This window comes from Parasphingorhabdus sp., assembly GCF_048269865.1.
Taxonomy (GTDB): Bacteria; Pseudomonadota; Alphaproteobacteria; order Sphingomonadales; family Sphingomonadaceae; genus Parasphingorhabdus.
Genome location: NZ_JBLWUA010000006.1, coordinates 52,038 through 75,570 on the forward strand (window position 1 = coordinate 52,038; position 23,533 = coordinate 75,570).

Genomic DNA, 23,533 nt, shown 5'->3' on the forward strand with positions numbered 1-23,533 from the left:
AGCGAACCCTTTGACCTACCCTGCACTATCCGCCGGACAGACCTGTCTCAAGTTGAAAATCAACGACTACCGGTTCGCGCAAGAAATCTTGACGGCAATGCCATTGTCAGCGAAGGGGCGCCATGACGCGAAAGAAAGCAGAAAGATCGGAAACCGGCGACTTTGTCGCGTTCCTAATAAAACTCGCCTTGTTTATCCTGATATTGCGCAGTTTCATCTTCTCCCCATTCAACATTCCCTCTGAGTCCATGCAGCCTCGCCTGATCGTGGGCGATTATCTGCTGGTAGCGAAATGGCCCTACGGCTTTTCCCAATACAGCCTGCCCTTCAGCGTGCCCCTGATTCCAGGACGAATATTGCCGCATTCCCCAGAACCGGGGGATGTGGTAGTTTTCAAAGCACCGCCAAGCGCCCATGAAGACTATATCAAGCGTGTGATTGCCTTATCAGGCGACATTGTTCAGGTGTCGAATGGTGTCGTCTCCATCAACGGGACGCCGGTTGACCACAAAAGAATCGCCGATTTCGAACTGCCGATCACACCCAACAGTCCTTGCTATCGTCCGGAGTTTGAATCCACGGTAGAAAATGGCAAAAGGGTTTGTCGTTATCCGCAGTTTCAGGAAACTCTGCCCAATGGAGTGAGCTATCGCATTCTGGATATTTACGAAGATTCGGAGGGAGACAACACTCAGGCTTTTGTCGTTCCGGAGGGTCATATGTTTCTGATGGGAGACAATCGGGACCGTAGCGCCGATAGTCGCTTTCCTGCCCAAGAAGGTCAGGCAATCGGGATGGTGCCGGAAGAGAATCTGATCGGCAGGGCTTTGATCTCGGTCTTTTCGACCGATGGTTCCGCAGAGTGGATCAAGCCATGGACCTGGTTTACCGCGGCCCGCTGGGATCGAATTGGAGAAACATTTTGAGCCGGTCAGACTTTCTCGACTGGATCGCAGAGATCACCGACGCGCAACCAGTATCTCCAAATCTCTATATCAGAGCGACGACTCATGGCAGCCACGGCGACGAAGACTATCAGCGGCTTGAATTTCTCGGTGACCGGGTCTTGGGCCTCGTGATTGCCGATCACCTCTACCACCAGTTCCCGAATGAACCCGAAGGCCAATTATCGCAACGGCTTAACGGCCTGGTTTCCGGACCTGTATGCGGGGATGTCGCCAAAACGATCGGGGTCGGGAACCACCTGCTGCTTGGAAAGCAAGCGCGTGATGACGGGGCCCGACAAAGTGTCAAAGTGTTGGGTGACGTGATGGAGTCCCTGATTGGCGCGGTTTATCTCGACCATGGCATCGAGGCGGCACGCAATTTCATACTTAAACATTGGGGTAGCCGAATAACTGCAGCAGTGACCGACGTCCGGCATCCCAAGTCCGCTTTGCAGGAATGGGCCGCCAGCAACAATCGCAAGGTTCCGACTTATGAATTGATCGACAAACGCGGTCCTCACCACGATCTAAAATTCACGGTTCGCGTGAGCATTAGCAATATCGGCGAGGTCGAGGCGACCGCTTCCGCCATTCAGGCGGCCGAGACCGCAGCAGCCAAGAAATTTCTGGAAAAATTCACATGACTCAAAAATGCGGCGTAGTGGCATTGATTGGCGCCCCCAATGCCGGAAAATCGACCTTGATTAACGCTTTGGTGGGTCAGAAAGTCGCTATTACCAGTTCCAAGCCGCAAACCACCCGGACGAGGCTTTTGGGTATTGCGATTGAAGAGGATACGCAGCTGCTCCTGGTCGACACACCGGGTATTTTTGAACCGCACCGACGCCTGGACCGTGCGATGGTGTCGGCCGCCTGGGAAGGCGCTGAGGATGCCGATATTATCGTCATGCTTGTTGATGCCCGAGCCGGCCTCGGCACCAAGGTTACCTCCATCGTCGAACGCATTCAGCATCGCTCTGAAAAAACCATTCTGGTAATGAACAAGGTCGACATCGCCGCAAAAGACAAGATGCTAGGCCACGTCGTCAAACTGCATGAACAGGCGGATTTTGACGAGACATTCTTCGCGAGCGCCAAAACTGGCGACGGACTTGAAGAACTCAAGGCCTATTTGACACAGGCGATGCCCGAAGGCCCCTGGCATTTCCCTGCTGATCAGGTTTCCGATGCCAGCGAGCGTATTCTTGCAGCAGAAATCACCCGCGAGCAGGTTTTTCGGCAACTCCATGCCGAACTGCCCTATGCTACCGCGATCGCGATGGAACAATATAAGGAGCGGCCTGACGGCTCGCTAGAGATCCATCAGCAAATCCTCGTCGAAAAGGCCAGCCAGAAAGCCATCATTCTTGGCAAGGGTGGGCACCAGATCAAGGACATCGGTGCCAAGGCCCGTGCCGAACTGTCGGAGATATTGGGAAAGCCGGTCCATCTCTATTTGCACGTCAAGGTCAGCGCGAACTGGGACGAGGACCGGAGTCTCTATCAGGACATGGGTCTTGATTGGGTCAAATAGCGGCCCTGATTTCCCAAGCGACGGCGATCTAACAATCTTCTGCTAGCCGGAGGGCGACGCGGAAAGGCGTCGTCCTCCTGATCGGCAATTCGATTATTCTGATTTGGCTTTTGCCGGTGCTTTCTTCGCGGCAGGCTTCTTTTTCGCCGCCGTCTTTTTCTTGGCAGCCGGTTTCTTTTTGGGAGCGGCTTTCTTGGTCCGCTTTTTGGCTGGACCTTTGGCAGCACGGTCGTCGATCAGCTGGGCCGCTTCTTCTAGGGTTAGCTGATCCTTGTCGACGGTTTTCGGCAGGGACGCATTGGTCGTGCCATCGGTGACATACGGACCGTAGCGGCCGTCCATCAACTTGATCTCAGCCTCGGTGCGCGGATGATTGCCCATGATCTTGAGCGGTTCCATCTTGCCGCGACCGCGGCCGCCGCCATTTTTCGCCGCATCCGCCAGTTTGGCGACCGCAGCATTCATACCGATCTCAAACACTTCCAGCGTGTTTTCGAGCCGCGCCGATTTGCCATTATGGCTCAGATAGGGACCATAACGTCCAATCTGTGCCATCACCGGTTCGCCGGTTTCGGGATGAATGCCAACCTCGCGAGGGAGCGATAGCAGCTTCACGGCCCATTCAAGGCCGAAATCTTCCGGTGGAATATCCTTGGGTATCGATGAGCGCTTGGCTTCCTTGCCCTCGCCTTTTTCAACATAGGGCCCAAAACGACCCACTTTTTTGGTGATTTTCTCATCGCTGTCGGGATCAACGCCCAGTTCTTGCGGGCCTTCATCCTCATCCGCATTGGCGCTGCCGCCCTGTGCAAAACGGCGAGTGAATTTGCATTCGGGATAATTGGAACAGGCAACAAAAGCCCCGAAACGGCCGCCACGCAGCGCCAGTTTGCCTTCGTTGCAACGCGGACAAAGTCGGGGGTCGCTGCCATCTTCTTTTTCGGGAAAAAGATAGGGCTCGAGAAATTTGTCCAGCTCCGCCGTCACTTCTGATGGCAGCTTTTCCATGATCTCAACGGTCTTCGGCTTGAAATCATGCCAGAAGGCCTCAAGGATCTTCTGCCATTGCGCTCGCCCGCCACTAACCTCGTCGAGCTCGTCTTCGAGGCCAGCGGTATAATCATAGGCCACGTAACGATCAAAAAACCGTTCGAGAAACCCGGTCAGCAGGCGTCCGCTCTCCTCTGCAAAGAAACGGTTCTTCTCGATCCGCACATAAGCGCGATCTTTCAGGGTCTTGATGATCGAGGCATAGGTCGATGGTCGCCCGATCCCCAATTCTTCCATCTTCTTGACCAGGCTGGCTTCGCTGTAACGCGGCGGTGGCTGGGTAAAATGCTGGACCGCATCCACTGCTTTCTTGGCCGGGCTGTCGCCTTTTGACATCACCGGAAGCAAACCGCTGTCTTCATCCTTTTCGTCGTCTCGGCCTTCTTCATAGAGCGCGAGAAATCCGGGAAATTTGACCACCTGACCGTTTGCTCGCAAGCCTGTCTTTCCGGTTCCATCAAGCATCTCGACCGTTGTTCGCTCCAGTCGAGCAGATGCCATCTGGCTGGCCATCGCGCGTTTCAGGATGAGATCATAGAGTTTTGCGTGGTCGCCACTGCCGGCAGTACGTTTTGTGAAGCTGGTAGGCCGAATCGCTTCGTGCGCCTCCTGGGCATTTTTTGCCTTGCTCTTGTAGATCCGCGGGCTGTCCGGAATGTAGCTTGCGTCATAACGGTCAGCGATCGCCTTGCGTGCTGCCGAAATCGCGCTGCCGTCCATCTGGACGCCATCCGTCCGCATGTAGGTAATCGCGCCATCTTCATATAGTTGCTGCGCAATTCGCATAGTATGGCTCGAGGAATAGCCCAGCTTGCGAGCGGCCTCCTGCTGCAACGTCGACGTCGTAAAGGGCGGAGGCGGATTGCGGGTCAGCGGTTTGGTTTCAATCGATTCAACGGTGAAAAGACCGTTTTCGACAGCGGCCTTGGCCAGCATCGCCTGCTCTTCATTGGCCAGATCCATCTTGCCAAGTTTATTGCCTTCATGAATCGTCAGCCGGGCATCAAAGGCTTGGCCGGCCTGTTCCATCCGGGCGGTGACGGACCAATATTCCTGAGGGTTGAACGCTTCTATTTCCCGTTCTCGCTCGACGATCAGACGGAGCGATACTGACTGAACGCGGCCTGCGGACTTAGCGCCCGGAAGTTTGCGCCACAGCACCGGGGACAAGGTAAACCCGACCAGATAGTCCAGTGCCCGACGTGCGCGATAGGCATCAATCAGATCTTCATCCAGTGCGCGCGGATGCGCCATCGCGTCTGTCACAGCAGCTTTCGTAATCGCATTAAATGTGACCCGGTCGACCGTGTCCGGAAGCGCCTTTTTGTTGCGCAATACTTCCAGCACATGCCAGCTTATCGCCTCGCCTTCGCGGTCAGGGTCAGTCGCGAGGATCAGTCGGCTGGCTTTTTTCGATTCGGCTGTGATCTCTTTAAGCTGCTTGGCTTTGTCGGTGTAATTCTGCCAGGTCATTGCAAAACCATCATCCGGGTCTACCGAGCCATCCTTGGGCGGGAGGTCGCGAATATGACCGTAGGAGGCCAATACCTTGAAGTCCGACCCAAGATATTTTTCGATGGTTTTAGCCTTGGCTGGCGACTCTACAATAACTAGCTGCATAGGTTCCGATTTCGTTGTTCTCACGTATACGCGCGAGGCTGTGACAAGGATTGGGCATAGGTCAAGGCCCTGATTGAACGTTTTTGTCAATGGCGATCACAAATTTAGCCCACCGCCCAGACATCAATCGGCAAGGCTGACTTTGGCGCCAGCGTGTCGTGTCAGCCGTCCGGCCAGCTCCAGTTCGAGCAACGTCATATGGACGGTCTGCGGCGACAAACCCGATTGTCTGACCAATTCGTCGATCGATACCGGCGTCACACTCAACAGCTCGATAAGCGGCGCGCGCTGAGTGTTTGGGATATCCGTCGGATCCCGTTGAGGCACGCTGGAACCCTGAACGTTGTCGGAGAATGCGGCAACCGGAACCGTATATTCTGCTCGATCATCAAAATGGCGGATCAATTCCAAAACATCGTCTGCCGACTGGATTAATGTCGCTCCCTCCCGGATCAGCATGTTGCAGCCGGTTGACCTGGGATCGAGCGGAGAACCCGGAACCGCCATGACCTGTCTACCAGCTTCGGCTGCCAGCCTCGCTGTGATCAGCGAACCGGAGCGCGGCGCAGCCTCGATCACCACTGTGCCTCTCGCCAGTCCGGCTATGATGCGGTTGCGATACGGAAAGTGTCGTGCGCGCGGCTCAGTGCACATAGCTTGTTCCGCCAGCAATAATCCACGTTCGGCAATTTCTTTCTGGAGTCGCTCGTTTTCGGGTGGGTAAAAAACGTCCAGTCCGCCTGCGATGACGCCTATAGTAGCCGTTGCCAGCGAGCCTTGATGGGCGGCGGTATCGATGCCTTTGGCCAAGCCAGACACGATCGTTACGCCTGATTGAGCCAAATTATTCGCTAACTCATGGGCGAATCTGCAGGCTGCAGCAGATGCGTTTCGAGCGCCGACCATTGCGACCGTTGGCCGTTCTATGAAAGCCAAGCTGCCTTGCCAGAGGAGCAGAGGTGGAGCGTTAGACAGTTCAGCCAGCAAAGAGGGATAAGCACGGTCGCCAAGGAACAACATATTGGCTCCGGCTTTCCTGATGGCGTTCAGCTCGGACTCAATCTTCTTCGCGCTGGCAACGCGAGGTGATCGTCCGCCACCACGAGCTGCAAGGTCGGGAAGAGCCTCCAGCACGGCCGCTGCCGAACCAAATCTTCGGACCAACTGTCGATATGAGACAGGGCCGATATTCTCGGAGCGGATTAGCCGAAGTCGATCAAACGCTTCCTGACTGGCGGCGTCCACTTCAAGCGCTTTTTCTGGCCCCGACTTTCGGTTCTTCGCCAGCGATCAAACGTTCGATATTCGAACGATGTTTCCACAATACCAACAGAGCCAGACCGATGAACATGGGCATCATCGCATATTCTCCCAGGGCGAAGACCGCGATCGGAACCGATATGGCGGCGAGCATCCCTCCTACGGAAGAATAGCGCCAAAGTGCAAGCGACCCCAGCCAAGTGACCGCAAATATCAACCCTGCCGTTGGTACCAGGGCAGATACGATACCCAGCAAGGTGGCCACGCCTTTTCCGCCGTTAAATTTCAACCAGACAGGATAGAGATGCCCGAGGAAAGCACCTAAGCCTGCGAGCACGCCGAGGCCGCTCGAAATTTGCAGGGCAATATAGACCGCAGCGTAGCCCTTGCCGATGTCCAGAAGGAGAGTCAGCGCTGCCAGCCCCTTGTTGCCTGTGCGCAGGACATTGGTCGCGCCAATATTGCCGGATCCCGTCTGCCGCAGATCGCCCCCGCCGGAAAGACGAGTCAATACCAGGCCAAATGGAATTGAACCGAGCAAATAGCCCAACAATAACGCAAATATCGGTTCTACCCACATAGACTGCACTCAAAATACCCTGTTGTTACGATCGCAGCTATATTCACAGGCGATAACGAGCAAGCATCTCGTCGCAAAAAACGGCCAAGGCCAAACGCTTGTCAGACGAACCGAAGCAGTTGCCGTTGCCATGCTATTCTGGCTATGGGAAAAACATGACAGAAGCACAGGCTGGCGAATGCCCTCCCCTATTATTTTTCGATTCCGGAGTGGGTGGCCTTTCGGTTTTGAGCGAGACGGTCAAATTGCTGCCTCATGCACCGATCGTCTATGCTGCGGACTATGCTGGCCTGCCCTATGGCATGAAGACCGAGGCGGAACTCGCTGCACGCGTGCCGGCGCTTCTGGGACGGCTGGTCGAGCGATATAAACCGATTTTGGCAACGATCGCGTGCAACACGGCGTCCACCATTGCGCTCGAGCATGTCCGCTCGGCTTTAGATATTCCGGTCGTCGGAACCGTGCCGGCCATCAAACCAGCCAGCGAGCAAACGCTCACGGGTGTAATCGGATTGCTGGGTACGCAAGCGACCGTCCGGCAGCCCTATGTGGACAAGCTCGCAGCCAATTTTGCATCCGACAAGATCTTGCTGCGTCATGCCGCTCCGGGACTGGTTTATGCGGCAGAGGCAAAACTGCGCGGCGAAAAGCCGGACACGGATGTCATTCGCGAAGCGATGGCCGGATTGTTTGATCAGGTCGACGGAGACCGGATCGATACGGTCATTTTGGCCTGCACGCATTTCCCGCTGCTGCGAGACGAGCTGGCGGACGCCGCAACCGGCTCGGTTGCATTCATCGATGGTGCCGCCGGAATTGCCCGACGGATCGCCTATCTGACCAAGGATGTGCGCTGGCCAGTCGAACGCCGCGAAGGCATATTTGTGACGACCGGCGATCTGGGAGATGTCGCGCCCTATCGCTCAGCTATCGCCGACCACGGCAACACCCGATTTGAAAAGCTCTAGGGCGCAAGCGGCGGAAATCTTGAAATCTTATTGCGAGCGGTTCGCGCTGGAAATTGTTGGAAAAGGCCGCTAAGAGCCCCACCAACGAGATCGCAAGGACAGATTTGACGCAGGATTTGGTGACATAGTGGACTACGACAAGATATTCTCACAAGCGATTGATCGCTTGCACACAGAAGGCCGTTACAGAGTCTTTATCGATATTCTACGGAACAAGGGTTCCTTTCCCAACGCGCGCTGTTTCGCCCATCACAATGGACCGCAGCCAGTAACCGTCTGGTGCTCGAACGATTATCTGGCGATGGGTCAACACCCCGATGTGATCGCTGCGATGGAAGAAGCGCTGCATGATGTTGGCGCAGGATCCGGCGGGACTCGCAATATCGGCGGCAACACCCATTATCATATCCAGCTCGAGCGGGAACTGGCCGACTGGCACTGCAAGTCGGGCGCCCTGCTGTTCACGTCCGGATATGTCTCGAACGAGGCAACGCTGTCGACGCTGACCAAGATCCTGCCTGGCTGTATCATCTTTTCCGATGAGTTGAACCACGCATCCATGATCGCCGGGATCAAGAACAGCGGCTGCGAGAAGCGGGTTTTCCGTCACAATGATCTGGAGCATCTCGAAGAATTGCTGGCCGCGGAAGATACTGAAGTACCAAAGCTTATCGCCTTCGAAAGCATCTATTCGATGGATGGCGACATCGCGCCGCTGCACGCGATTTGCGATCTGGCAGACAAATATAATGCGCTGACCTATTGTGATGAAGTCCATGCCGTCGGCATGTACGGAAAACGCGGCGGCGGCATTTCTGAACGCGATGCGGCAGCGAAAAGAATCACTATTATCGAAGGCACATTGGCCAAGGCCGTTGGTGTTATGGGCGGCTATATTACGGCCGACCAGAAGATCATCGACGTGATCCGGTCCTATGCTCCCGGCTTTATTTTCACCACCAGCCTGTCTCCGGTTCTCGTTGCTGGCGCGCTGGCCAGCATCCGCCATTTGAAGCAGTCGACCGCCGAGCGGGACGGCCAGCAGGCAGCGGCGCAGACGCTCAAGGACCTGTTCAAAAATGCCGGCCTGCCGGTGATGGAATCCTCGACCCATATCGTTCCGCTACAGGTGGGTGATCCGGTCAAGGCCAAGAAAATCAGCGATATATTGCTCGCAGAATATGGCGTCTACGTACAGCCAATCAACTATCCGACCGTACCCCGCGGCACCGAGCGCCTGCGCTTTACCCCGGGTCCGGCGCATAGCGAAGCGATGATGGTCGATCTGACCAATGCACTGGTCGAAATCTGGAGCCGGATGGATCTGGAGCGGGCGATAGCAGCCTAGATATATGCGGTGGAGCAAAGTCAGGTCACTCGTAGTGTCTAGATTTGCTCCCGGCTTGAAGGGCAGATTAGATATTCACAGTACAGCCTATGGTAATTGTTCCTGCGGTCACGCTTGGCTAACATTCGACGGGAAAGTGATAGCCAATTTTTGCACCAGAGCATATTACAACGCTCAAGGATTCGAGACAAAATCGCCTAGCCCCAATGGAATGTACAGCGATCACCTGACCTCATATGGTGAATTGAGTCGGCAAGATGCCTATGAAGCGTGCTGGTCATTTCTTCACGAATTGTCGATTGAGGAAGCCCTGGCCGAACCAGATCCATTAATTCAGAGTTTGGCAGTAGCGGACTCCTGGCTAGGCAAGAGGCGACTGCTAAAATTGGACGCATCCAGCTTGCACCCGTTGGCGCAGTTCATTCTGGAACAACGAGTTCCCAAATCCTGCGGCGTTGTAACAGCTTAGCTCGCTGAAATCACATTCGCGAATAGCGCGGGATCAACATTGCCGCCGGACAAGGTGATAGCCGTGCCATCAGTCAGCGGTACCTTGCCGGCCAGGACCGCAGCGAGCGCTACCGCGCCGCCTGGCTCCACGACCAGATGCAGTTTTTCAAAAGCTATGCGCATGGCGTGGTGCACTTCCTCCGCTGATACCGACAGGCCGAGGGCATTGCGGGCCTTCAATATATCAAAGGTAATCGGCGCCACGCGCATGGTTTGCAGCGCGTCGCATTCGGTTGCCGGCGGATTGTCGCCAACAGGAACGATAGAGCCGCCCTCGAGCGATCGTTTCATATCGTCCCAGCCTTGCGGTTCGACGACGACGATGCGCGCGTCGGGATTGGCCAGAGCCGAGCCGGTCGCCAGCCCGCCACCGCCGCAGCAGGCAACAATCTGGTCGGGCTCTGATCCGGTCAAGGCAAGCATCTGCTCGCGGATTTCGAGCCCGCAACTGCCCTGCCCCTCAACAATCCAGGGGTCATCGAAGCTAGGGACCACCACCGCTCCGGTTTTGCCCGCCAGCTCGGCGGCAAGCTGTTCGCGCGAGCCACCCATACGGTCGTAGGTCACAACCTCCGCGCCGAGCTCACGCGTATTGTCCAGTTTCGCCCTGGGGGCGTCGTCCGGCATCACGATGATAGCCGGGACACCTAGGCGCCGCGCGGCCCAGGCGACGCCCTGCGCGTGATTGCCGCTGGAAAAGGCGACCACGCCGCGGGGGCGCTGGTCGTCGGTAAGATCGGTCAGCCGGTGCCAGCCACCACGGATTTTGAACGCCCCGATCGGTTGCAGGCACTCAGCCTTGCACCAGACGACCCGGCCCTCGACTTCGAGCGGCAGCAGCGGCGTATTCGGCAATATGGCAGCAATTTTCTTCGCTGCGCGCTCCACTCCCTCCAAAGTTGGTTGCCGCTCAGGATTCATCAGGTGTTGTTCTGTCATGACCTCTCCCTATATGCGGTATTCTACTTTCTCCAGCATTTAGAGTGAAAAGCATGAGCAAAATATTGGTAATCGGTGCAGGCGGCGTCAGTTCGGTGGCGGTGCACAAGATGGCGCAACTGATCGCGGCGGGCAATGCCACGTTTGGCGAGATAGTGCTGGCCAGCCGCACGCTGTCCAAATGCGAAGCGATCGCCGAGTCGGTCAAGCAGCGGACAGGCGTAGCCATCACCACCGCGCAGATCGATGCCGATGATGTGCCGGCGATGACCGCCCTGATCGAAAAGGAAAAGCCCGATCTGGTGGTCAATCTGGCACTGCCCTATCAGGATCTGCCAATCATGGACGCTTGCCTGGCGACCGGCACCGATTATCTCGACACTGCCAATTACGAGCCGCGCGACGAGGCGAAGTTCGAATATAAATGGCAGTGGGATTATCACGACCGGTTCAAGGAAGCGGGGATCATGGCGTTGCTCGGCTCCGGCTTTGATCCCGGCGTGACCAGCGTGTTCACCTGCTGGCTAAAGAAACATCATTTCGACCGGATCGATACGCTCGACATTCTGGACTGCAACGGCGGCGATCATGGCCAGCATTTCGCGACCAATTTCAATCCCGAGATCAATATCCGCGAAGTAACTGCCAATTCCCGCCACTGGGAGAAAGGCCAGTGGGTTGAGGGGCCGCCGCTGACCCAGAAACAGGAATTTGATTTCGAGGCCGTAGGCCCGAAGAATATGTATCTGATGTATCACGAGGAAATCGAATCGCTGAAGACGCATCTGCCGGAGATCCAGCGGATCCGTTTCTGGATGACCTTTGGTGATGCCTATCTCACGCATCTGGCGGTGCTGCAGAATGTTGGCATGACCCGGATCGACCCGGTGATGTACGAAGGCCGCGAAATCATCCCGTTGCAGTTCCTGAAAGCCGTATTGCCGGAACCGGCCAGCCTCGGCGAGACGACCAAGGGCAATACCAATATCGGCGTGATCGCAACGGGTATGAAGGACGGCGTGCAGAAGACGCTCTACGTCAAGAATATCTGCAGCCATGAAGCCGCCTATGAGGAAACCGGCAACCAGGGTGTCAGCTATACCACCGGCGTGCCGGCAATGATCGGCGCGGCGATGATGTTGTCCGGCCAGTGGCAGGGCAAGGGCGTCTTCAACATGGAAGAGTTCGATCCGGACCCGTTCATGGAGATGCTGAACCAGCATGGTCTGCCCTGGACCGTGGAAGAATTGGAAGCACCTTTGGCGTTTTGACCATGGAGACCAAGGCAGGCGATCCCGGCGCTTTTGCGCATTTTGATCTGGGGCGGGTGCCCTCTCCTGCTTTTGTTGTGGACGAGGTTGCGGTGCGCCGGAATCTGGAGATTCTGGCCGATATCAGTGCGCGGTCGGGGGCCAAGGTGCTGCTGGCGCTGAAGGCCTTTTCGATGTGGTCGCTGGCGCCGTTGATCGACGAATATCTGGATGGCTATTGCGCTTCGGGCCTGTGGGAAGCGCGGCTGGCGAAGGAGCATTTTCGAGGTCCGATCAGCACCTATTCTCCCGCCTATAAAGCCGAAGACTTAGCCGAGCTGACCCGGATATCGGAGCATATCACCTTCAACAATCCGCAGCAGATCGAACGCTGGAAAGGTGCATCCAATCAGGATATTGTGCTCGATAGTTCTGAAATTGGTTTAAGAATAAACCCCCAGATCGCGCTCGGCGAGACCGAGAAATATGATCCGAGCCAACCGCACAGTCGGCTCGGCTTTCCGATCAGCCAGTTGCGACCGGAACATTTTGCGCATCTTTCCGGAATCCATTTCCATAATCTGTGCGAACAGGGTTTTGATGCGCTCGAGCAGACATGGGAACAGGTCGAGCCGTTCATCGCACCACATTTCGGCACGCTGAAATGGATCAATCTCGGCGGGGGTCATCATATCACGCGCGAGGACTATGATCGCGACGCGCTGGTTGGGTTTCTGAAGGACCTGAAAGCCAGAAGCGGCTGCGAAATCTATCTCGAGCCCGGTGAAGCCGTCGCCCTGGATGCTGGCATTCTGGTTGGCGAAATTCTCGATATCTTCGACAATGACATGGCAGTCGGGATTATCGATATTTCGGCGACCTGCCATATGCCAGATGTGATCGAAGCGCCCTATCGCCCGGCTATGCTGAACGAACGCGCAGAGGGGCCGGCAATCCGCCTCGGCGGACCGAGTTGCCTCGCCGGCGACATCATCGGCGACTATCGGCTACCCGAAGCGCCTCATATCGGGCAACGGTTCGCTTTCCTGGACCAGGCGCATTATTCGATGGTAAAGACCAACACGTTCAATGGCGTGCCGCTGCCCTCCATCTGGCTCTGGAATAGCGAAAGCGACGCCCTGCAATGCATCAAGAGATTCGACTGGAAGGAGTTCAGAGATCGGCTCAGCTAAAAAAACATTATTGTTCAGCCTGTGTAAGGACTTCGGTCTTTACAGACCAATCAAGTGGCCATATAGCCGCGCCTTGCTGCCCCATGGCCGCTTGCGAATCCGCAAGGCAGCTCAATCGATCTTAGCCTATAAGGGGGTCCCTTGAGTTGCACCATTATCTTGATGCTGAGGAGCTGACGAAGGCTCTAAGCCCAGACATTCCAGTTTTGCTGAACCGGCCGCACGCAGCGCGTCGCGCGGCGCGTTATTTTGTCGACCAGTTTCCCGGCAAGTCACTCTATGCGGTAAAAGCCAATCCGACTCCTGCCCTGCTGCAATTGCTGTGGGAAGAAGGCATTACAAATTTCGACGTGGCTTCGATCGACGAAGTGCGCCTGGCGCGCGCGGCGCTGCCGGATGCGACTTTGTGTTACATGAACCCGGTCAAGCAACTGTCTTCGATCCGCGAAGCCTATCATAAGCATGGCGTGCGGATTTTCTCGCTCGACAGCATCGAGGAACTGGAAAAGATCGAACTGGGCACGGACGGAGCCGACGATCTGACGCTGTGCGTCCGCTTGCGCGTCGCCTCGGAATTTGCGGAAATCAGCCTGGCAGCGAAATTCGGCATTGAAGTCGATGAATCGGCAGAATTGCTGCAGCGTGCGCGGCAGACAGCGGACAGCCTCGGCATCTGTTTCCATGTCGGCAGCCAGGCGATGACGCCGCTGGCCTATGTCCATGCGCTGGAACGCGTGCGCGCCGCAATCGTCGGTGCGTCGGTCACTGTCGACATCGTCAATGTCGGCGGTGGGTTTCCGTCGATCTATCCGGATCTGGAGCCGGTTTCGCTGAACCATTATTTCACCGCCATCGACCGGACCTTCGAGGATCTGCCGATCAGCTATTCCGCCGAACTGTGGTGCGAGCCAGGGCGCGCATTGTCGGCCGAATATAGCTCGCTGGTGGTCAAGGTCGAACGCCGGCGCGGCAACGAACTCTATATCAATGATGGGGCTTACGGCACTTTGTTCGATGCCGCCCATATCGGATGGCGCTTTCCTGTTCGACAGGTGGGAGCAGAGAGCGGAGACGGAACGTTAACCGGATTCAGCTTCTACGGCCCCACCTGTGACGACATGGATTTCATGGCGGGTCCCTTCAACTTGCCTGACAGCATCAAGGCAGGAGACTATATCGAAATCGGCATGGTCGGCGCTTATGGCTCGGCGATGCGGACGAAGTTCAACGGCTATGGCAATAGCGAAGAATATGACGTTGCCGATGAACCGATGGCCAGTCTCTATGTCGGCGACAATCTTGACCGGTCCGATCGCGACAATGTGGTGTCTTTTCCGCGCGTTTGAGGCTGCAACTAGGTTGCAATTGACAATCGGTTTCAACTAACGCAATTTCTCCCGACAGTTTTTGGGGAGGAAGCTCATGGATATTCCGATTTTGGCACCGGCGGCGCTGCTGGTCATCTGGTCGCTAATCATGCTGTTCTGGATGGCGGGGACAAGATTTCCGGCCATGGCAAAATCCGGGGCGGACCTTAGCAAGGCGAAGCCTGGCGGTCGCGGAAGCGATCTGGAAGGGGTGATCCCCGACAAGGTGAACTGGAAATCCCACAATTACACCCATCTGATGGAGCAGCCGACGCTGTTCTATGCGACGGTGGTGATTCTGGCGATGGCCGGAGCGGGGCACGGGCTGAACCTTTATCTTGCCTGGGGCTATGTGATCCTCCGGATCATCCACAGCATCTGGCAAGCGACGGTCAATCTCGTCAACGTCCGTTTTCTGCTGTTTATCGCTTCAACCATCTGCTTGTTGATCATGGCGATCAACGCGCTGTGGGTCACGCTTTTCTGAATTCATATCAATGAACGGGAGATAATTTGATGGAACCCAGCGCCATGCTGCAACCAATGGTTGCGCTTATTTTATGGACGATGCTGATCTGGCTGTGGATGTATGTCACGCGGATTCCGGCGATGAACAAGGCGAAGATCGATACCGCCAATCTGGTTGGCGGCAAGGGCGGCGATCTCGATGAGCTGCTGCCACCCGAAGTCCAGTGGAAGGCGCACAATTATAACCATTTGCTGACAGAACCGACGCTTTTTTACGCCATTTGTGTGATTTTGATCCTTTCCGGGCAGGATTATGGACTGAATCTGACAATCGCCTGGGCCTATGTCGGCCTGCGGGTGCTGCACAGCCTGGTGCAGGTCACGGTCAACCGGGTGATCATCCGCTTTGCGCTCTTCGCGCTGTCGAGCCTGTGCATTATCGCGCTGGCCATTCACGCCGCGCTGGCGGTGTTTCACTAGTCACCGGCTGAAGCTGGACACTAGCTCGACATGGGTTGACCACAGAAACTGGCCAACGGGCCAGACCTCGCGGAGCTTGTAGCCGGCATCGCAAAGCTGCTTCGCATCGCGGGCAAAGCTGGCCGGGTTGCAGCTGATATAGCAGATTTTGGGCACGTCCGATTGGGCCAGCTGCAAAATCTGCTCGCGGGCACCGGCTCGGGGCGGATCGAGGACGACCGCACCGAAGCGATTGAGCTCTTCAGCGCTGAGCGGGCGGCGGAAAAGATCCCGATGTTCGCAGAAAATCTGGCGGGTGCTATGGTTAGCTGCCAGCTTTAAAGCGCCGATGGCGTCGCGCGCGCCTTCTGCGGCATAGACTTTCTGGTCCTCGCCTAGCGCCAATGTGAAAGTTCCGAGGCCAGCGAACAGATCCGCGACAAGACGCGCGTCGCCGACCACTTCCCGCATCGCTGCAATCAGAACCTGCTGGCCCTCCCGGGTAGGTTGCAGGAAGCTGCTGTGGGGGAAGTTGACCGTGGTCCCGCCAAGCGTGACGGTTACCGGTTCCGGCTCCCACTGGGTTTCCGGACCATAGCCACCATCGACCGACAGCCGTGCCAGCCCGTTGGATTTTGCGAATTCGGACAGGGCTTCGCGCTGTTCCAGGCCCTCTGGTTCATAGTTGCTGATCAGCAAGTCGACGCCCTGATCGACCAGCGTCATTTCGATATTCATATCATGCTTGCGGCGCGCGACATTCTTGAGAAAGGCGCGCAACGGGGCCAGCAGGCTGAACAGTTCCGGCGCCATGATCTCGCACTGTTTCAGATCGACGATCCGGTGACTGCCCGCGCCGCTGAAGCCGAGCTTGAACTGGTCTCCCAGTCTGGCAGCCCGCAAGCTGGCGCGGATCCGGGTTTTCGGGCTTGATATCCGGGGTGGGTGAAGCCGCTCGGCGGTCAGCCCCTGCCCTTCCAGTGCATAGGCGACCCGGTCTGTGAGAAACTGGGTGTAGCTCTCCATATCCAGATGCTGCAGGCTGCAACCCCCGCAGGACCGGAAATGCTGGCAGGGCGGTTCGACGTGATGTGGCCCCTTGATCAGCCCGCCGTCATCGTTGAGCCGGTCCAAAGGCGCGGAAAAGGCGACATGGCGACCATCTGCTGTGACGCCATCGCCCTTTGCTGCGACGCGCAGGATCAGGTCTGGATCGGGAGTGGCGGTCATAAACATTCCTGCAAAGTGGCGGGCAGTTGGTCGATCAGCATTTCTGGCGTGAATGCAGGCCCAGCCATTGTGCCGGCGCGGCTGTGCAGCCATTGGCCCTCGCACGCTGCCTTATAACCACTCATCCCGGTTGCCAAGCGACTTGCGATAATACCGGCGAGAACATCGCCCGTTCCAGCGGTCGAAAGCCAGGGACAGGATACACCAGCGATCGATGCTTTGCGGTCAGGGCCTGCTATGACGGTGTCAGCGCCTTTCAGCAGAATTGTGCAGCCGGCCTGACTGGCCAACGCGCGAGAATCCTCAATCTTGTTCTGCAGGTCGCCGGCTATCAGGCCGGCAAATTCTCCCGCATGCGGCGTTGCGACGGTCTCTGCCGAACGTGCTTTGACAAGATCTCCGAATTGCGAACCGGCAACGGTCAGCGCGTCGGCATCGATCACCAGCGGCAGGTCTGAAGCGAGTACCACTTTCAGCAAAGCGAGCGCCTCGTCATCGCGGCCGAGGCCAGGGCCGATGACCAGCGATGAAATGCGACTGTCTTCCAGCGCCTCGCGGAGCTCGTCCTTATCGACGACCGTATCGACGACAATACTGGGATGCGGCGTCACGAAACCGGAGGCCGCGAAAATTTTGACATAGCCTGCGCCCGATTTCTGCGCAGCCATCGCGGTGAGCTTCGCGGCACCGGTCATCGCGCCGGCAACCACGGCGACGAGACCGCGGCTATATTTATGATCCTGTGCGCCCGGTTCGGAGACCTGTGGTTTTGCGAGAATATTGAGATCGCTGTCTGCGCTGATGCCGATATCTATACCGACGAGATCTCCCACTTTGGAGCGCGCCGATTCGAGAAAGTGCGCAGGCTTGAAAGCGCCGAGCGCAATTGTGGCATCGAAAGGCCCGATGTCATTGAGCAATTCCCCATGATCGGCTTCGACGCCGCTCGGCAGGTCGATCGCGACCCGGCGCCTGGCACCGGAGTAGAGTCGCTCGAAATGGGCAAACCAGTCGTCGCTCACGGCGCGAGTCAGTCCGGTTCCGAACAGGCAGTCAACAAATTGCCGTTTCGGCTGGGCATCGGCCATGGCCAGCGTATCACCGCGCCACATGGACTTCGCCTTTTGCGCCGCGTCAGTCTTGGGCTCACCGGTCGCAACAACGCAGACATCCACGCCTTTTTCCAGCAGCCATTGGGCGATGACATAGCCGTCGCCCCCATTATTGCCGGGACCGCAGAGAACCACGGTCGGCATATCAGCGGAGATGCGCCAGATCATCTGGGCTGCGCCCTGCCCCGCCCGGCGCATCAGTTCATCGACCGGAACCCCGGCTTCCATTACCGCCTGTTCCGCCGACTGCATTTCAGCGGCGGTCAATATTTTCCCGTGATTGAGCACGTCTGCCTCTAGTTTCCGGCTTGTGCCGGTTCCTCCGGCTGGCCGCTTTCTGTCGCTGTCTTTGCGTTCGACTTTATCTGGGCCGGTAGCAAATAGCGATCGGGACCGACGCTGACCAATATCTTGCCATCTTCGACGATCGACACAGATGCCTTGTCAAAACCATCGGCGGCTTCGAGACCATGGCCATCGGTCAAAATATTGAAGCGGCGAAATCCGCCATCGGGATGGCGAATGATCATTGTCACCCCACCCTCACCGCTCAACCTTTCGGTGTAACAGTCGCGCGTAAAATTGCTTTCGCCGTCGATAGCGCATTCGATCCTGCCGTCATCGACTGCTTCAGCCGCAGCGCGCTGTTCCGCTTCGGCAAGCACAGCATTGTCAGGCCGGTTTTCACAGGCCGTCAGCAACAGCGTCAAAGCAACGACTCTAGATATCCGCATAGGCATTTTTTTCGGCCTTGGCTCCGGGGTGGGTGACCGCCCCCTGATAGGCCGGTCCGACATTTTGCGCATAACGCCATAAAGCCCCTGAACCATAATCGGTTTCGCGTCTTGTAAATTTTTTCCGGCGCTCTTCCATTATGTTGTCATCGACTTCCAGATCAATGACTCCGGCCACGGCGTCGATATTGATGATATCGCCGTCCTCGATCAGGCCGATCGGGCCGCCATCGGCGGCTTCGGGGCCGACATGGCCGATGCAGAATCCACGGGTGCCGCCGGAGAAACGGCCGTCGGTGATCAAGGCGACCTTCTCGCCCATACCCTGGCCATAGAGGGCCGCAGTGGTAGCGAGCATTTCGCGCATACCGGGACCGCCTTTGGGCCCTTCGTTGCGGATAACAATCACCGCGCCTTCCTTGATCTGGCGCTGCTCGACCGCAGCATAGGCATCTTCCTCGCATTCGAAGACCTGAGCCGGACCGCGGAACTGCAGGCGCGCCATGCCGGCGACCTTGACGATCGCACCCTCCGGCGCCAGCGACCCGCGCAAGCCGACGACGCCGCCCGTCTTGGTAATCGCGTGCTGGACATCATAGATAACCTTCTGGTCCGGGTTCCAGGTGATTTCCTCGATATTCTCGCCCAGCGTCTTGCCGGTGACGGTGATGCAGTCGCCCTTGATCAGGTCGTTCTCCATCATCGTTTTCATCAGCATGTAGACACCGCCCGCTGCGTGCATGTCCTTGGCGACATATTTGCCGCCCGGTTTCAGGTCGGCCAGATAGGGCGTGGTCTTGAAGATTTCGGCAACGTCGAACAGGTCGAAGTCGATTCCGGCTTCATTTGCCATCGCTGGCAGATGCAGGGCCGCGTTGGTCGAGCCGCCGGTGGCGGCGACAACGCGCGCGGCGTTGATGAAGGCATCCTTGGTGCAAATATCGCGCGGCCGCAGATTAAGCTCGATCAGGTTCATGATCTGGCGGCCCGCAGCCCGCGCCATATCGTCTCGGGTTTCATAGGGCGCCGGCGCCATATTGCTGTTGGGCAGCGACAGGCCGATCGCCTCGGCGACGCAGGCCATGGTGTTGGCGGTAAATTGACCACCGCAGGCCCCGTGGCCAGGACAGGCGACTTTTTCCAGCTCGATCAGTTCCTGCAGCGGGCAATTGCCGGCGCTGTGCTGGCCAACCGCTTCGAATACATCGACGACGGTGACGTCCTGATCGTGGAAGCGACCGGGCAGGATCGAGCCGCCGTAAACGAAGATCGACGGCACGTTGAGCCGCAGCATTGCCATCATCATGCCGGGCAGGCTTTTGTCGCAGCCGGCATAGCCGATCACCGCATCATAGCAGTGACCGCGGACGCTGAGCTCGACGCTGTCGGCGATGACTTCGCGCGAGACCAGTGAAGCCTTCATGCCCTGATGCCCCATGGCGATACCGTCGGTAACGGTGATCGTGTTGAAGCGGCGCGGCGTGCCGCCGGCCTCGATCACGCCTTCGCGGGCCGTATCCGCCTGTACATCGAGCAAGGTGTTGCACGGCGCGCTATCATTGCCGGCGGAGGCGATGCCGACGAAAGGCTTGTTGATATCTTCTTCGGACATTCCCATCGCATAATAATAGCTGCGCTGCGGGGCGCGTTCCGGGCCGACGCTGACATGGCGGCTGGGCAAGCGGGATTTGTCGAATCTGTTGGTCATTCTGGCTTCCAATATGGTGTTTTCGGGAGCGTCCTTCCAAAAGTCGGGCGGTTACGCAAGGGCCGTTCTTATTTTATCGCAAGTACGCAATAAAATATCAGCAAAACGGGCCTGTCCTGTTTCATCCCGGATCAGATCCTGGCGCACTTCCACGCCAATATAGGGCTGACCAATCGCTTCGCACTGACGGTTCATCGTCGCGTTCAGATCCTTGCCCGAATAGGGCTGTTGATCGCCAACGGTCAAACCACCCTCTTCCTCCAGAAACTGCAGCGCCAGACGCGGAGCGATATCATGGTCATTATACATTATGCCCATATCCCAGGGCCTTTCCAGACCGGGATTGGAACGCAGCGTCGGAGAAAAGCTGTGCAGCGACGCAACCAAAGCGGGTTTCAGATCGGCAATCAGCTCTCCCACCCGGTCATGATAGGGATGATAGAAGCGGCCTAGTCTGGCTTGTTTTTGTTCGGCGGAGAGATGATTGCCCGGTATTTCCACGCCGTCACTGCTGGCGACAATCACTGCATCTTCGTCGGGATAGCGATTGAGATCAACGATCAGCCGCGACGCCGTACTGAGAATAGCAAGATATCCGCTCTTTTCCGACATCCGCCTGGCAATCGGCGCGATGCCAGGATCATAGGCGATATGATCGTCCCGATATTCCGGCGAAATAGCCAGATCTATATCATCGGGAACATGGCAAGAGGCATGATCCACGACAATCAATACGCCGCCTTCCGAAGGAACACCGGATATTTCGAAAGCTTGTGTCATCGCATTTGTCCAATCAGGGTCCATAGACCATTCCTTGCCTGCTGACAGTTCTGTCCGGCCTTTCTCGCCTCTTCGGGTGTAGCAAACAGGGCGAAGCAGGTCGCACCCGATCCCGACATTCGGGCCAGAAGGGGATGCTGGTCCTCCAATATTTGCAATATATCCGTCAGCATCGGCACCAGGGCGACCGCCGGTTTCTGAAGATCATTTCTTCCCTGCCTCGCCATCGACAACAGGCCATCGCCCTCGAGAGCGCCGCGGTCCAAGCCGTCCCAGGCGGCAAATATATCGGCTGTCGAAACCGGAACCAGCGGATTGACCAGCAGCGCCGCGCAACCGCGTATGTCATTATCGACCACCGGTAAAAGGTCCTGCCCGATGCCGCTGCCTCTGCTGGTTTCGCTGAGCACACAGGCGGGAACATCGGCGCCGAGTGGCTTTGCCAACTCCGCCAGATCATCAAGCGAAAGATCCAAGCCCCAAAAGCGGTTCAGCAAGCGCAGGGTCGCAGCAGCATCCGCCGACCCGCCGCCGATACCGGAGGCGACCGGAAGCCGCTTGTCCAGATGCAGGTGCGCGCCGTGCGATATATGCGCGTTGTTCGCGAGGGCCTTGGCCGCCTGCAAGACCAGATTGTCCGTTTCACTTAAACCTTCCGCGAACGGCCCGCTGATGGTCAGCGCCAAACTGTCGCCCGGTTGCACCGACAGCACATCACCCTGATCAAGAAAGGCAAATATTGTTTCCAGCTCGTGATAGCCATTGGGCAGTCGTTTGCGGACATGCAGAGCCAGATTGATTTTTGCATAGGCGATTTCGCTGTGCGTCGCGCCCGAAACGGATTCGGACATCAGGGCGAGACGAGTTCTGGCTGCAGGCCCAGGTCAATCTTGCTGGCGAGACGCTGCATGTCCTCGCCCTCGGCAAATAATTTTGCCGATTTCCAGGCGTATCGCGCTTCATAACGACGACCGACGGCCCAATAGGCATCGCCGAGATGCTCGTTGATCGTCGGGTCCTCCGGCTGGCCTTCGCGCGCGCTTTCCAGATAGGTGACAGCCTTGTCATGGTCGCCGATGATGAAATAGGCCCAGCCAAGAGAATCGGTAATTGCGGGCGATGACGAGCGCAAATCATGCGCCTGCTTGATCGCGGCAACGGCGGCCGCCTGATTCTCGCGCCGTTCAAGCTGCGAGTAGCCGAGATAATTCAGAATTGAAGGCGAGTTGGGCAGCAGTTCATTAGCCTTTTGCAAGGACTGCAAAGCTTCCGGCCACATCCCCGCCTGCTCCTGAACGCCGCCGAGGGCGAGCCAGTAATTGGCCATCAACGCATCCGAGCGGCCGAGCTTCTCAGCCAGAGCAATAGCGGTTTGAAAAGAACCCGCCGCCGCTGCATTATCGCCTTTCGCCTGCAGCGACTGGCCTTTCAGAATATGTAATTCTGGAGCGTCCGCGTCATTTTCAATGGCGGAATCCAGACCCACGATCGCTTGGTCAAAATCACCAGCGGCGACAAGACTGGCTATCCGCGAACTGATACCGACCAGATAATAGGGACTGGCTGGCGGGATCGCGGCAAATTCCGCGACGGCCAGTTGATGGCTTTCGGACTCGGCATAGGCTCGACCCAATATCAAATGGCCATAATCTGACTGGCCCGCGATCCGTTTGCCGGACTGCGCCATAACCAGAGCCAAAAACTCTGCCTGCTGCACCGCGAGATCACTGGACAGCCGCTGAAAAAGGAAGGCGAGGCCGATCGCTGGCGTGACCTTTTGCGCAACGTCCTTTGTCTGGCCGGCGGTAATGCTGGCCAACAACCGCTGCTCCGGTCCGGAGGAACCCTTTTTCAGGATTTCCCGGGCCGTTGTCTCATCATTCTTCGCCAAGAAATGCTGCGCGGCCAAAAGCCGAACCGGCGCCATGCGCGGTTCATCGCGTTCGACCACCCTGGCCAACAGAGCCAGCGCCTGTTGATCGCGGCCGCTGGCGAGCGTGTTCAATATGAGTTGCTCTTCGAGATAATATTTTGCCGTGTTGCTGGCCTGAGCCTGTGCGATAGCGGTGGTCGCATCGCGGCCTCGGGCGGTGTCTTCCCAGGCTTTGAGAAAGGGAGACATAAACGCAAAGTTCTTCGACGCGTTGAGATCGGCAATCGCAAGCTTCGTCCCGGTCCAGTCCCGCTGCGCGAAGGCGTCCGCATAGCGCAAAAGCGGCATTTCCGGATTGGCAATGCCGTGCGATTGCATCGTGCGAACGGCTTTCAGCGCCAGGTCAAAATCGCCCACTTCGACCGCGTTGGCATAAGCCCGTCCGGCCAAAAGATTATTGTCCGGCTGCTCTTTCAAACCCTCAGCGTAGAGCGTCGCGGCAGTCTTTAACTCGTTCGAGGACTCCGCCAATCGGGCCTCAACATATCGGTTCAGAGCGACTGCCGGATCGCCGCGGCTTGCCAGTGCTGGTGACATGGCGTG

The 23,533-nt window shown here is 57.2% G+C and carries 21 protein-coding genes; 10 read left to right on the forward strand and 11 right to left on the reverse strand.

Annotation, left to right across the window (positions count from 1 at the left end):
* Nucleotides 1–122: 122 nt before the first annotated feature.
* The 3 genes from lepB to era are packed head-to-tail and all read left to right on the forward strand — an operon-like array spanning nt 123 to nt 2,481.
* On the forward strand, nt 123–926 hold the full coding sequence (lepB, locus tag ACN0WW_RS09370) for a signal peptidase I (RefSeq protein WP_417611754.1): 804 nt from the start codon (nt 123–125) through the stop codon (nt 924–926).
* On the forward strand, nt 923–1,591 hold the full coding sequence (gene rnc, locus ACN0WW_RS09375) for a ribonuclease III (protein ID WP_417611756.1): 669 nt from the start codon (nt 923–925) through the stop codon (nt 1,589–1,591). Before lepB ends, rnc begins: the two co-directional genes overlap by 4 nt.
* A complete protein-coding gene (gene era / locus ACN0WW_RS09380; RefSeq protein WP_417611758.1) occupies nt 1,588–2,481 on the forward strand; it encodes a GTPase Era in 894 nt (297 codons plus the stop codon). The genes rnc and era overlap by 4 nt, the downstream gene beginning before the upstream one ends.
* Before the next feature lie 93 nt (nt 2,482–2,574).
* Here the strand turns inward: era and topA are convergent, their stop codons facing one another.
* The 3 genes from topA to plsY all read right to left on the reverse strand — a co-directional run bounded on the left by topA (nt 2,575) and on the right by plsY (nt 6,991).
* The gene (gene topA / locus ACN0WW_RS09385; RefSeq protein ID WP_417611760.1) at nt 2,575–5,151 is read right to left on the reverse strand and encodes a type I DNA topoisomerase; all 2,577 of its coding nucleotides are present in this window, start codon (nt 5,149–5,151) and stop codon (nt 2,575–2,577) included.
* 123 nt (nt 5,152–5,274) lie between these two features.
* A complete protein-coding gene (gene dprA, locus ACN0WW_RS09390; RefSeq protein ID WP_417611762.1) occupies nt 5,275–6,396 on the reverse strand; it encodes a DNA-processing protein DprA in 1,122 nt (373 codons plus the stop codon).
* A gap of 1 nt (nt 6,397) precedes the next feature.
* The gene (gene plsY, locus ACN0WW_RS09395) at nt 6,398–6,991 is read right to left on the reverse strand and encodes a glycerol-3-phosphate 1-O-acyltransferase PlsY (protein ID WP_417611764.1); all 594 of its coding nucleotides are present in this window, start codon (nt 6,989–6,991) and stop codon (nt 6,398–6,400) included.
* A gap of 155 nt (nt 6,992–7,146) precedes the next feature.
* Between plsY and murI the strand changes: the two genes are divergently transcribed.
* Together murI and hemA are read left to right on the forward strand one after the other, a co-directional pair.
* On the forward strand, nt 7,147–7,959 hold the full coding sequence (gene murI, locus ACN0WW_RS09400) for a glutamate racemase (protein WP_417611766.1): 813 nt from the start codon (nt 7,147–7,149) through the stop codon (nt 7,957–7,959).
* Between the two features lie 127 nt (nt 7,960–8,086).
* Nucleotides 8,087–9,307, forward strand: coding sequence for a 5-aminolevulinate synthase (gene hemA, locus ACN0WW_RS09405; RefSeq protein WP_417611768.1), 1,221 nt, complete (start codon nt 8,087–8,089; stop codon nt 9,305–9,307).
* Between the two features lie 465 nt (nt 9,308–9,772).
* On the opposite strand, the gene ACN0WW_RS09410 is transcribed toward hemA, so the two are convergent.
* Complete coding sequence (locus ACN0WW_RS09410) at nt 9,773–10,756, reverse strand: threonine ammonia-lyase (protein WP_417611770.1); 984 nt, start codon at nt 10,754–10,756, stop codon at nt 9,773–9,775.
* Nucleotides 10,757–10,809: 53 nt separating this feature from the next.
* Between ACN0WW_RS09410 and ACN0WW_RS09415 the strand changes: the two genes are divergently transcribed.
* From ACN0WW_RS09415 to ACN0WW_RS09435, 5 genes are all read left to right on the forward strand, one after another.
* Nucleotides 10,810–12,027 carry a saccharopine dehydrogenase C-terminal domain-containing protein gene (locus ACN0WW_RS09415; RefSeq protein WP_417611772.1) on the forward strand — a complete coding sequence of 406 codons (1,218 nt, stop codon included), beginning with the start codon at nt 10,810–10,812 and terminating at the stop codon, nt 12,025–12,027.
* 2 nt (nt 12,028–12,029) lie between these two features.
* Entirely contained in the window at nt 12,030–13,199 is a 1,170-nt protein-coding gene (locus ACN0WW_RS09420) for a carboxynorspermidine decarboxylase (RefSeq protein ID WP_417611774.1), read from the forward strand.
* Nucleotides 13,200–13,345: 146 nt separating this feature from the next.
* Nucleotides 13,346–14,545, forward strand: a complete 1,200-nt coding sequence (locus ACN0WW_RS09425) for a type III PLP-dependent enzyme (RefSeq protein WP_417611776.1) — start codon at nt 13,346–13,348, stop codon at nt 14,543–14,545.
* 76 nt (nt 14,546–14,621) lie between these two features.
* On the forward strand, nt 14,622–15,053 hold the full coding sequence (locus tag ACN0WW_RS09430) for an MAPEG family protein (RefSeq protein WP_417611778.1): 432 nt from the start codon (nt 14,622–14,624) through the stop codon (nt 15,051–15,053).
* Between the two features lie 29 nt (nt 15,054–15,082).
* Entirely contained in the window at nt 15,083–15,514 is a 432-nt protein-coding gene (locus ACN0WW_RS09435) for an MAPEG family protein (protein ID WP_417612129.1), read from the forward strand.
* Here the strand turns inward: ACN0WW_RS09435 and ACN0WW_RS09440 are convergent, their stop codons facing one another.
* The 7 genes from ACN0WW_RS09440 to ACN0WW_RS09470 are packed head-to-tail and all read right to left on the reverse strand — an operon-like array spanning nt 15,515 to nt 23,527.
* Nucleotides 15,515–16,723, reverse strand: coding sequence for a class I SAM-dependent RNA methyltransferase (locus tag ACN0WW_RS09440; RefSeq protein WP_417611780.1), 1,209 nt, complete (start codon nt 16,721–16,723; stop codon nt 15,515–15,517). It lies immediately after the preceding gene.
* Nucleotides 16,720–18,102 (reverse strand): NAD(P)H-hydrate dehydratase, encoded by a 1,383-nt coding sequence (locus ACN0WW_RS09445; RefSeq protein ID WP_417611782.1) that lies wholly within the window; start codon nt 18,100–18,102, stop codon nt 16,720–16,722. Before ACN0WW_RS09445 ends, ACN0WW_RS09440 begins: the two co-directional genes overlap by 4 nt.
* A gap of 29 nt (nt 18,103–18,131) precedes the next feature.
* The gene (locus tag ACN0WW_RS09450; protein WP_417611784.1) at nt 18,132–18,575 is read right to left on the reverse strand and encodes a hypothetical protein; all 444 of its coding nucleotides are present in this window, start codon (nt 18,573–18,575) and stop codon (nt 18,132–18,134) included.
* Entirely contained in the window at nt 18,556–20,277 is a 1,722-nt protein-coding gene (gene ilvD / locus ACN0WW_RS09455) for a dihydroxy-acid dehydratase (RefSeq protein WP_417611786.1), read from the reverse strand. The genes ACN0WW_RS09450 and ilvD overlap by 20 nt, the downstream gene beginning before the upstream one ends.
* A 51-nt stretch (nt 20,278–20,328) precedes the next feature.
* Nucleotides 20,329–21,057, reverse strand: a complete 729-nt coding sequence (locus tag ACN0WW_RS09460; protein ID WP_417611788.1) for an N-formylglutamate amidohydrolase — start codon at nt 21,055–21,057, stop codon at nt 20,329–20,331.
* Nucleotides 21,054–21,908: a 4-(cytidine 5'-diphospho)-2-C-methyl-D-erythritol kinase gene (locus ACN0WW_RS09465; RefSeq protein ID WP_417611790.1), complete on the reverse strand. Its 855-nt coding sequence runs from the start codon at nt 21,906–21,908 to the stop codon at nt 21,054–21,056. Before ACN0WW_RS09465 ends, ACN0WW_RS09460 begins: the two co-directional genes overlap by 4 nt.
* Entirely contained in the window at nt 21,908–23,527 is a 1,620-nt protein-coding gene (locus ACN0WW_RS09470; protein ID WP_417611792.1) for a tetratricopeptide repeat protein, read from the reverse strand. Before ACN0WW_RS09470 ends, ACN0WW_RS09465 begins: the two co-directional genes overlap by 1 nt.
* Nucleotides 23,528–23,533 lie beyond the last annotated feature (6 nt).

Excerpts from the sequence above, each read along its gene's own strand:
- lepB (WP_417611754.1), top strand. The coding sequence starts at position 123 with ATGACGCGAAAGAAAGCAGAAAGATCGGAAACCGGCGACTTTGTCGCG.
- era (WP_417611758.1), top strand. The coding sequence starts at position 1,588 with ATGACTCAAAAATGCGGCGTAGTGGCATTGATTGGCGCCCCCAATGCC.
- topA (WP_417611760.1), bottom strand. The coding sequence starts at position 5,151 with ATGCAGCTAGTTATTGTAGAGTCGCCAGCCAAGGCTAAAACCATCGAA.
- plsY (WP_417611764.1), bottom strand. The coding sequence starts at position 6,991 with ATGTGGGTAGAACCGATATTTGCGTTATTGTTGGGCTATTTGCTCGGT.
- murI (WP_417611766.1), top strand. The coding sequence starts at position 7,147 with ATGACAGAAGCACAGGCTGGCGAATGCCCTCCCCTATTATTTTTCGAT.
- ACN0WW_RS09410 (WP_417611770.1), bottom strand. The coding sequence starts at position 10,756 with ATGACAGAACAACACCTGATGAATCCTGAGCGGCAACCAACTTTGGAG.
- ACN0WW_RS09415 (WP_417611772.1), top strand. The coding sequence starts at position 10,810 with ATGAGCAAAATATTGGTAATCGGTGCAGGCGGCGTCAGTTCGGTGGCG.
- ACN0WW_RS09420 (WP_417611774.1), top strand. The coding sequence starts at position 12,030 with ATGGAGACCAAGGCAGGCGATCCCGGCGCTTTTGCGCATTTTGATCTG.
- ACN0WW_RS09430 (WP_417611778.1), top strand. The coding sequence starts at position 14,622 with ATGGATATTCCGATTTTGGCACCGGCGGCGCTGCTGGTCATCTGGTCG.
- ACN0WW_RS09435 (WP_417612129.1), top strand. The coding sequence starts at position 15,083 with ATGGAACCCAGCGCCATGCTGCAACCAATGGTTGCGCTTATTTTATGG.
- ACN0WW_RS09440 (WP_417611780.1), bottom strand. The coding sequence starts at position 16,723 with ATGACCGCCACTCCCGATCCAGACCTGATCCTGCGCGTCGCAGCAAAG.
- ACN0WW_RS09450 (WP_417611784.1), bottom strand. The coding sequence starts at position 18,575 with ATGCCTATGCGGATATCTAGAGTCGTTGCTTTGACGCTGTTGCTGACG.
- ilvD (WP_417611786.1), bottom strand. The coding sequence starts at position 20,277 with ATGACCAACAGATTCGACAAATCCCGCTTGCCCAGCCGCCATGTCAGC.
- ACN0WW_RS09460 (WP_417611788.1), bottom strand. The coding sequence starts at position 21,057 with ATGACACAAGCTTTCGAAATATCCGGTGTTCCTTCGGAAGGCGGCGTA.
- ACN0WW_RS09465 (WP_417611790.1), bottom strand. The coding sequence starts at position 21,908 with ATGTCCGAATCCGTTTCGGGCGCGACGCACAGCGAAATCGCCTATGCA.
- ACN0WW_RS09470 (WP_417611792.1), bottom strand. The coding sequence starts at position 23,527 with ATGTCACCAGCACTGGCAAGCCGCGGCGATCCGGCAGTCGCTCTGAAC.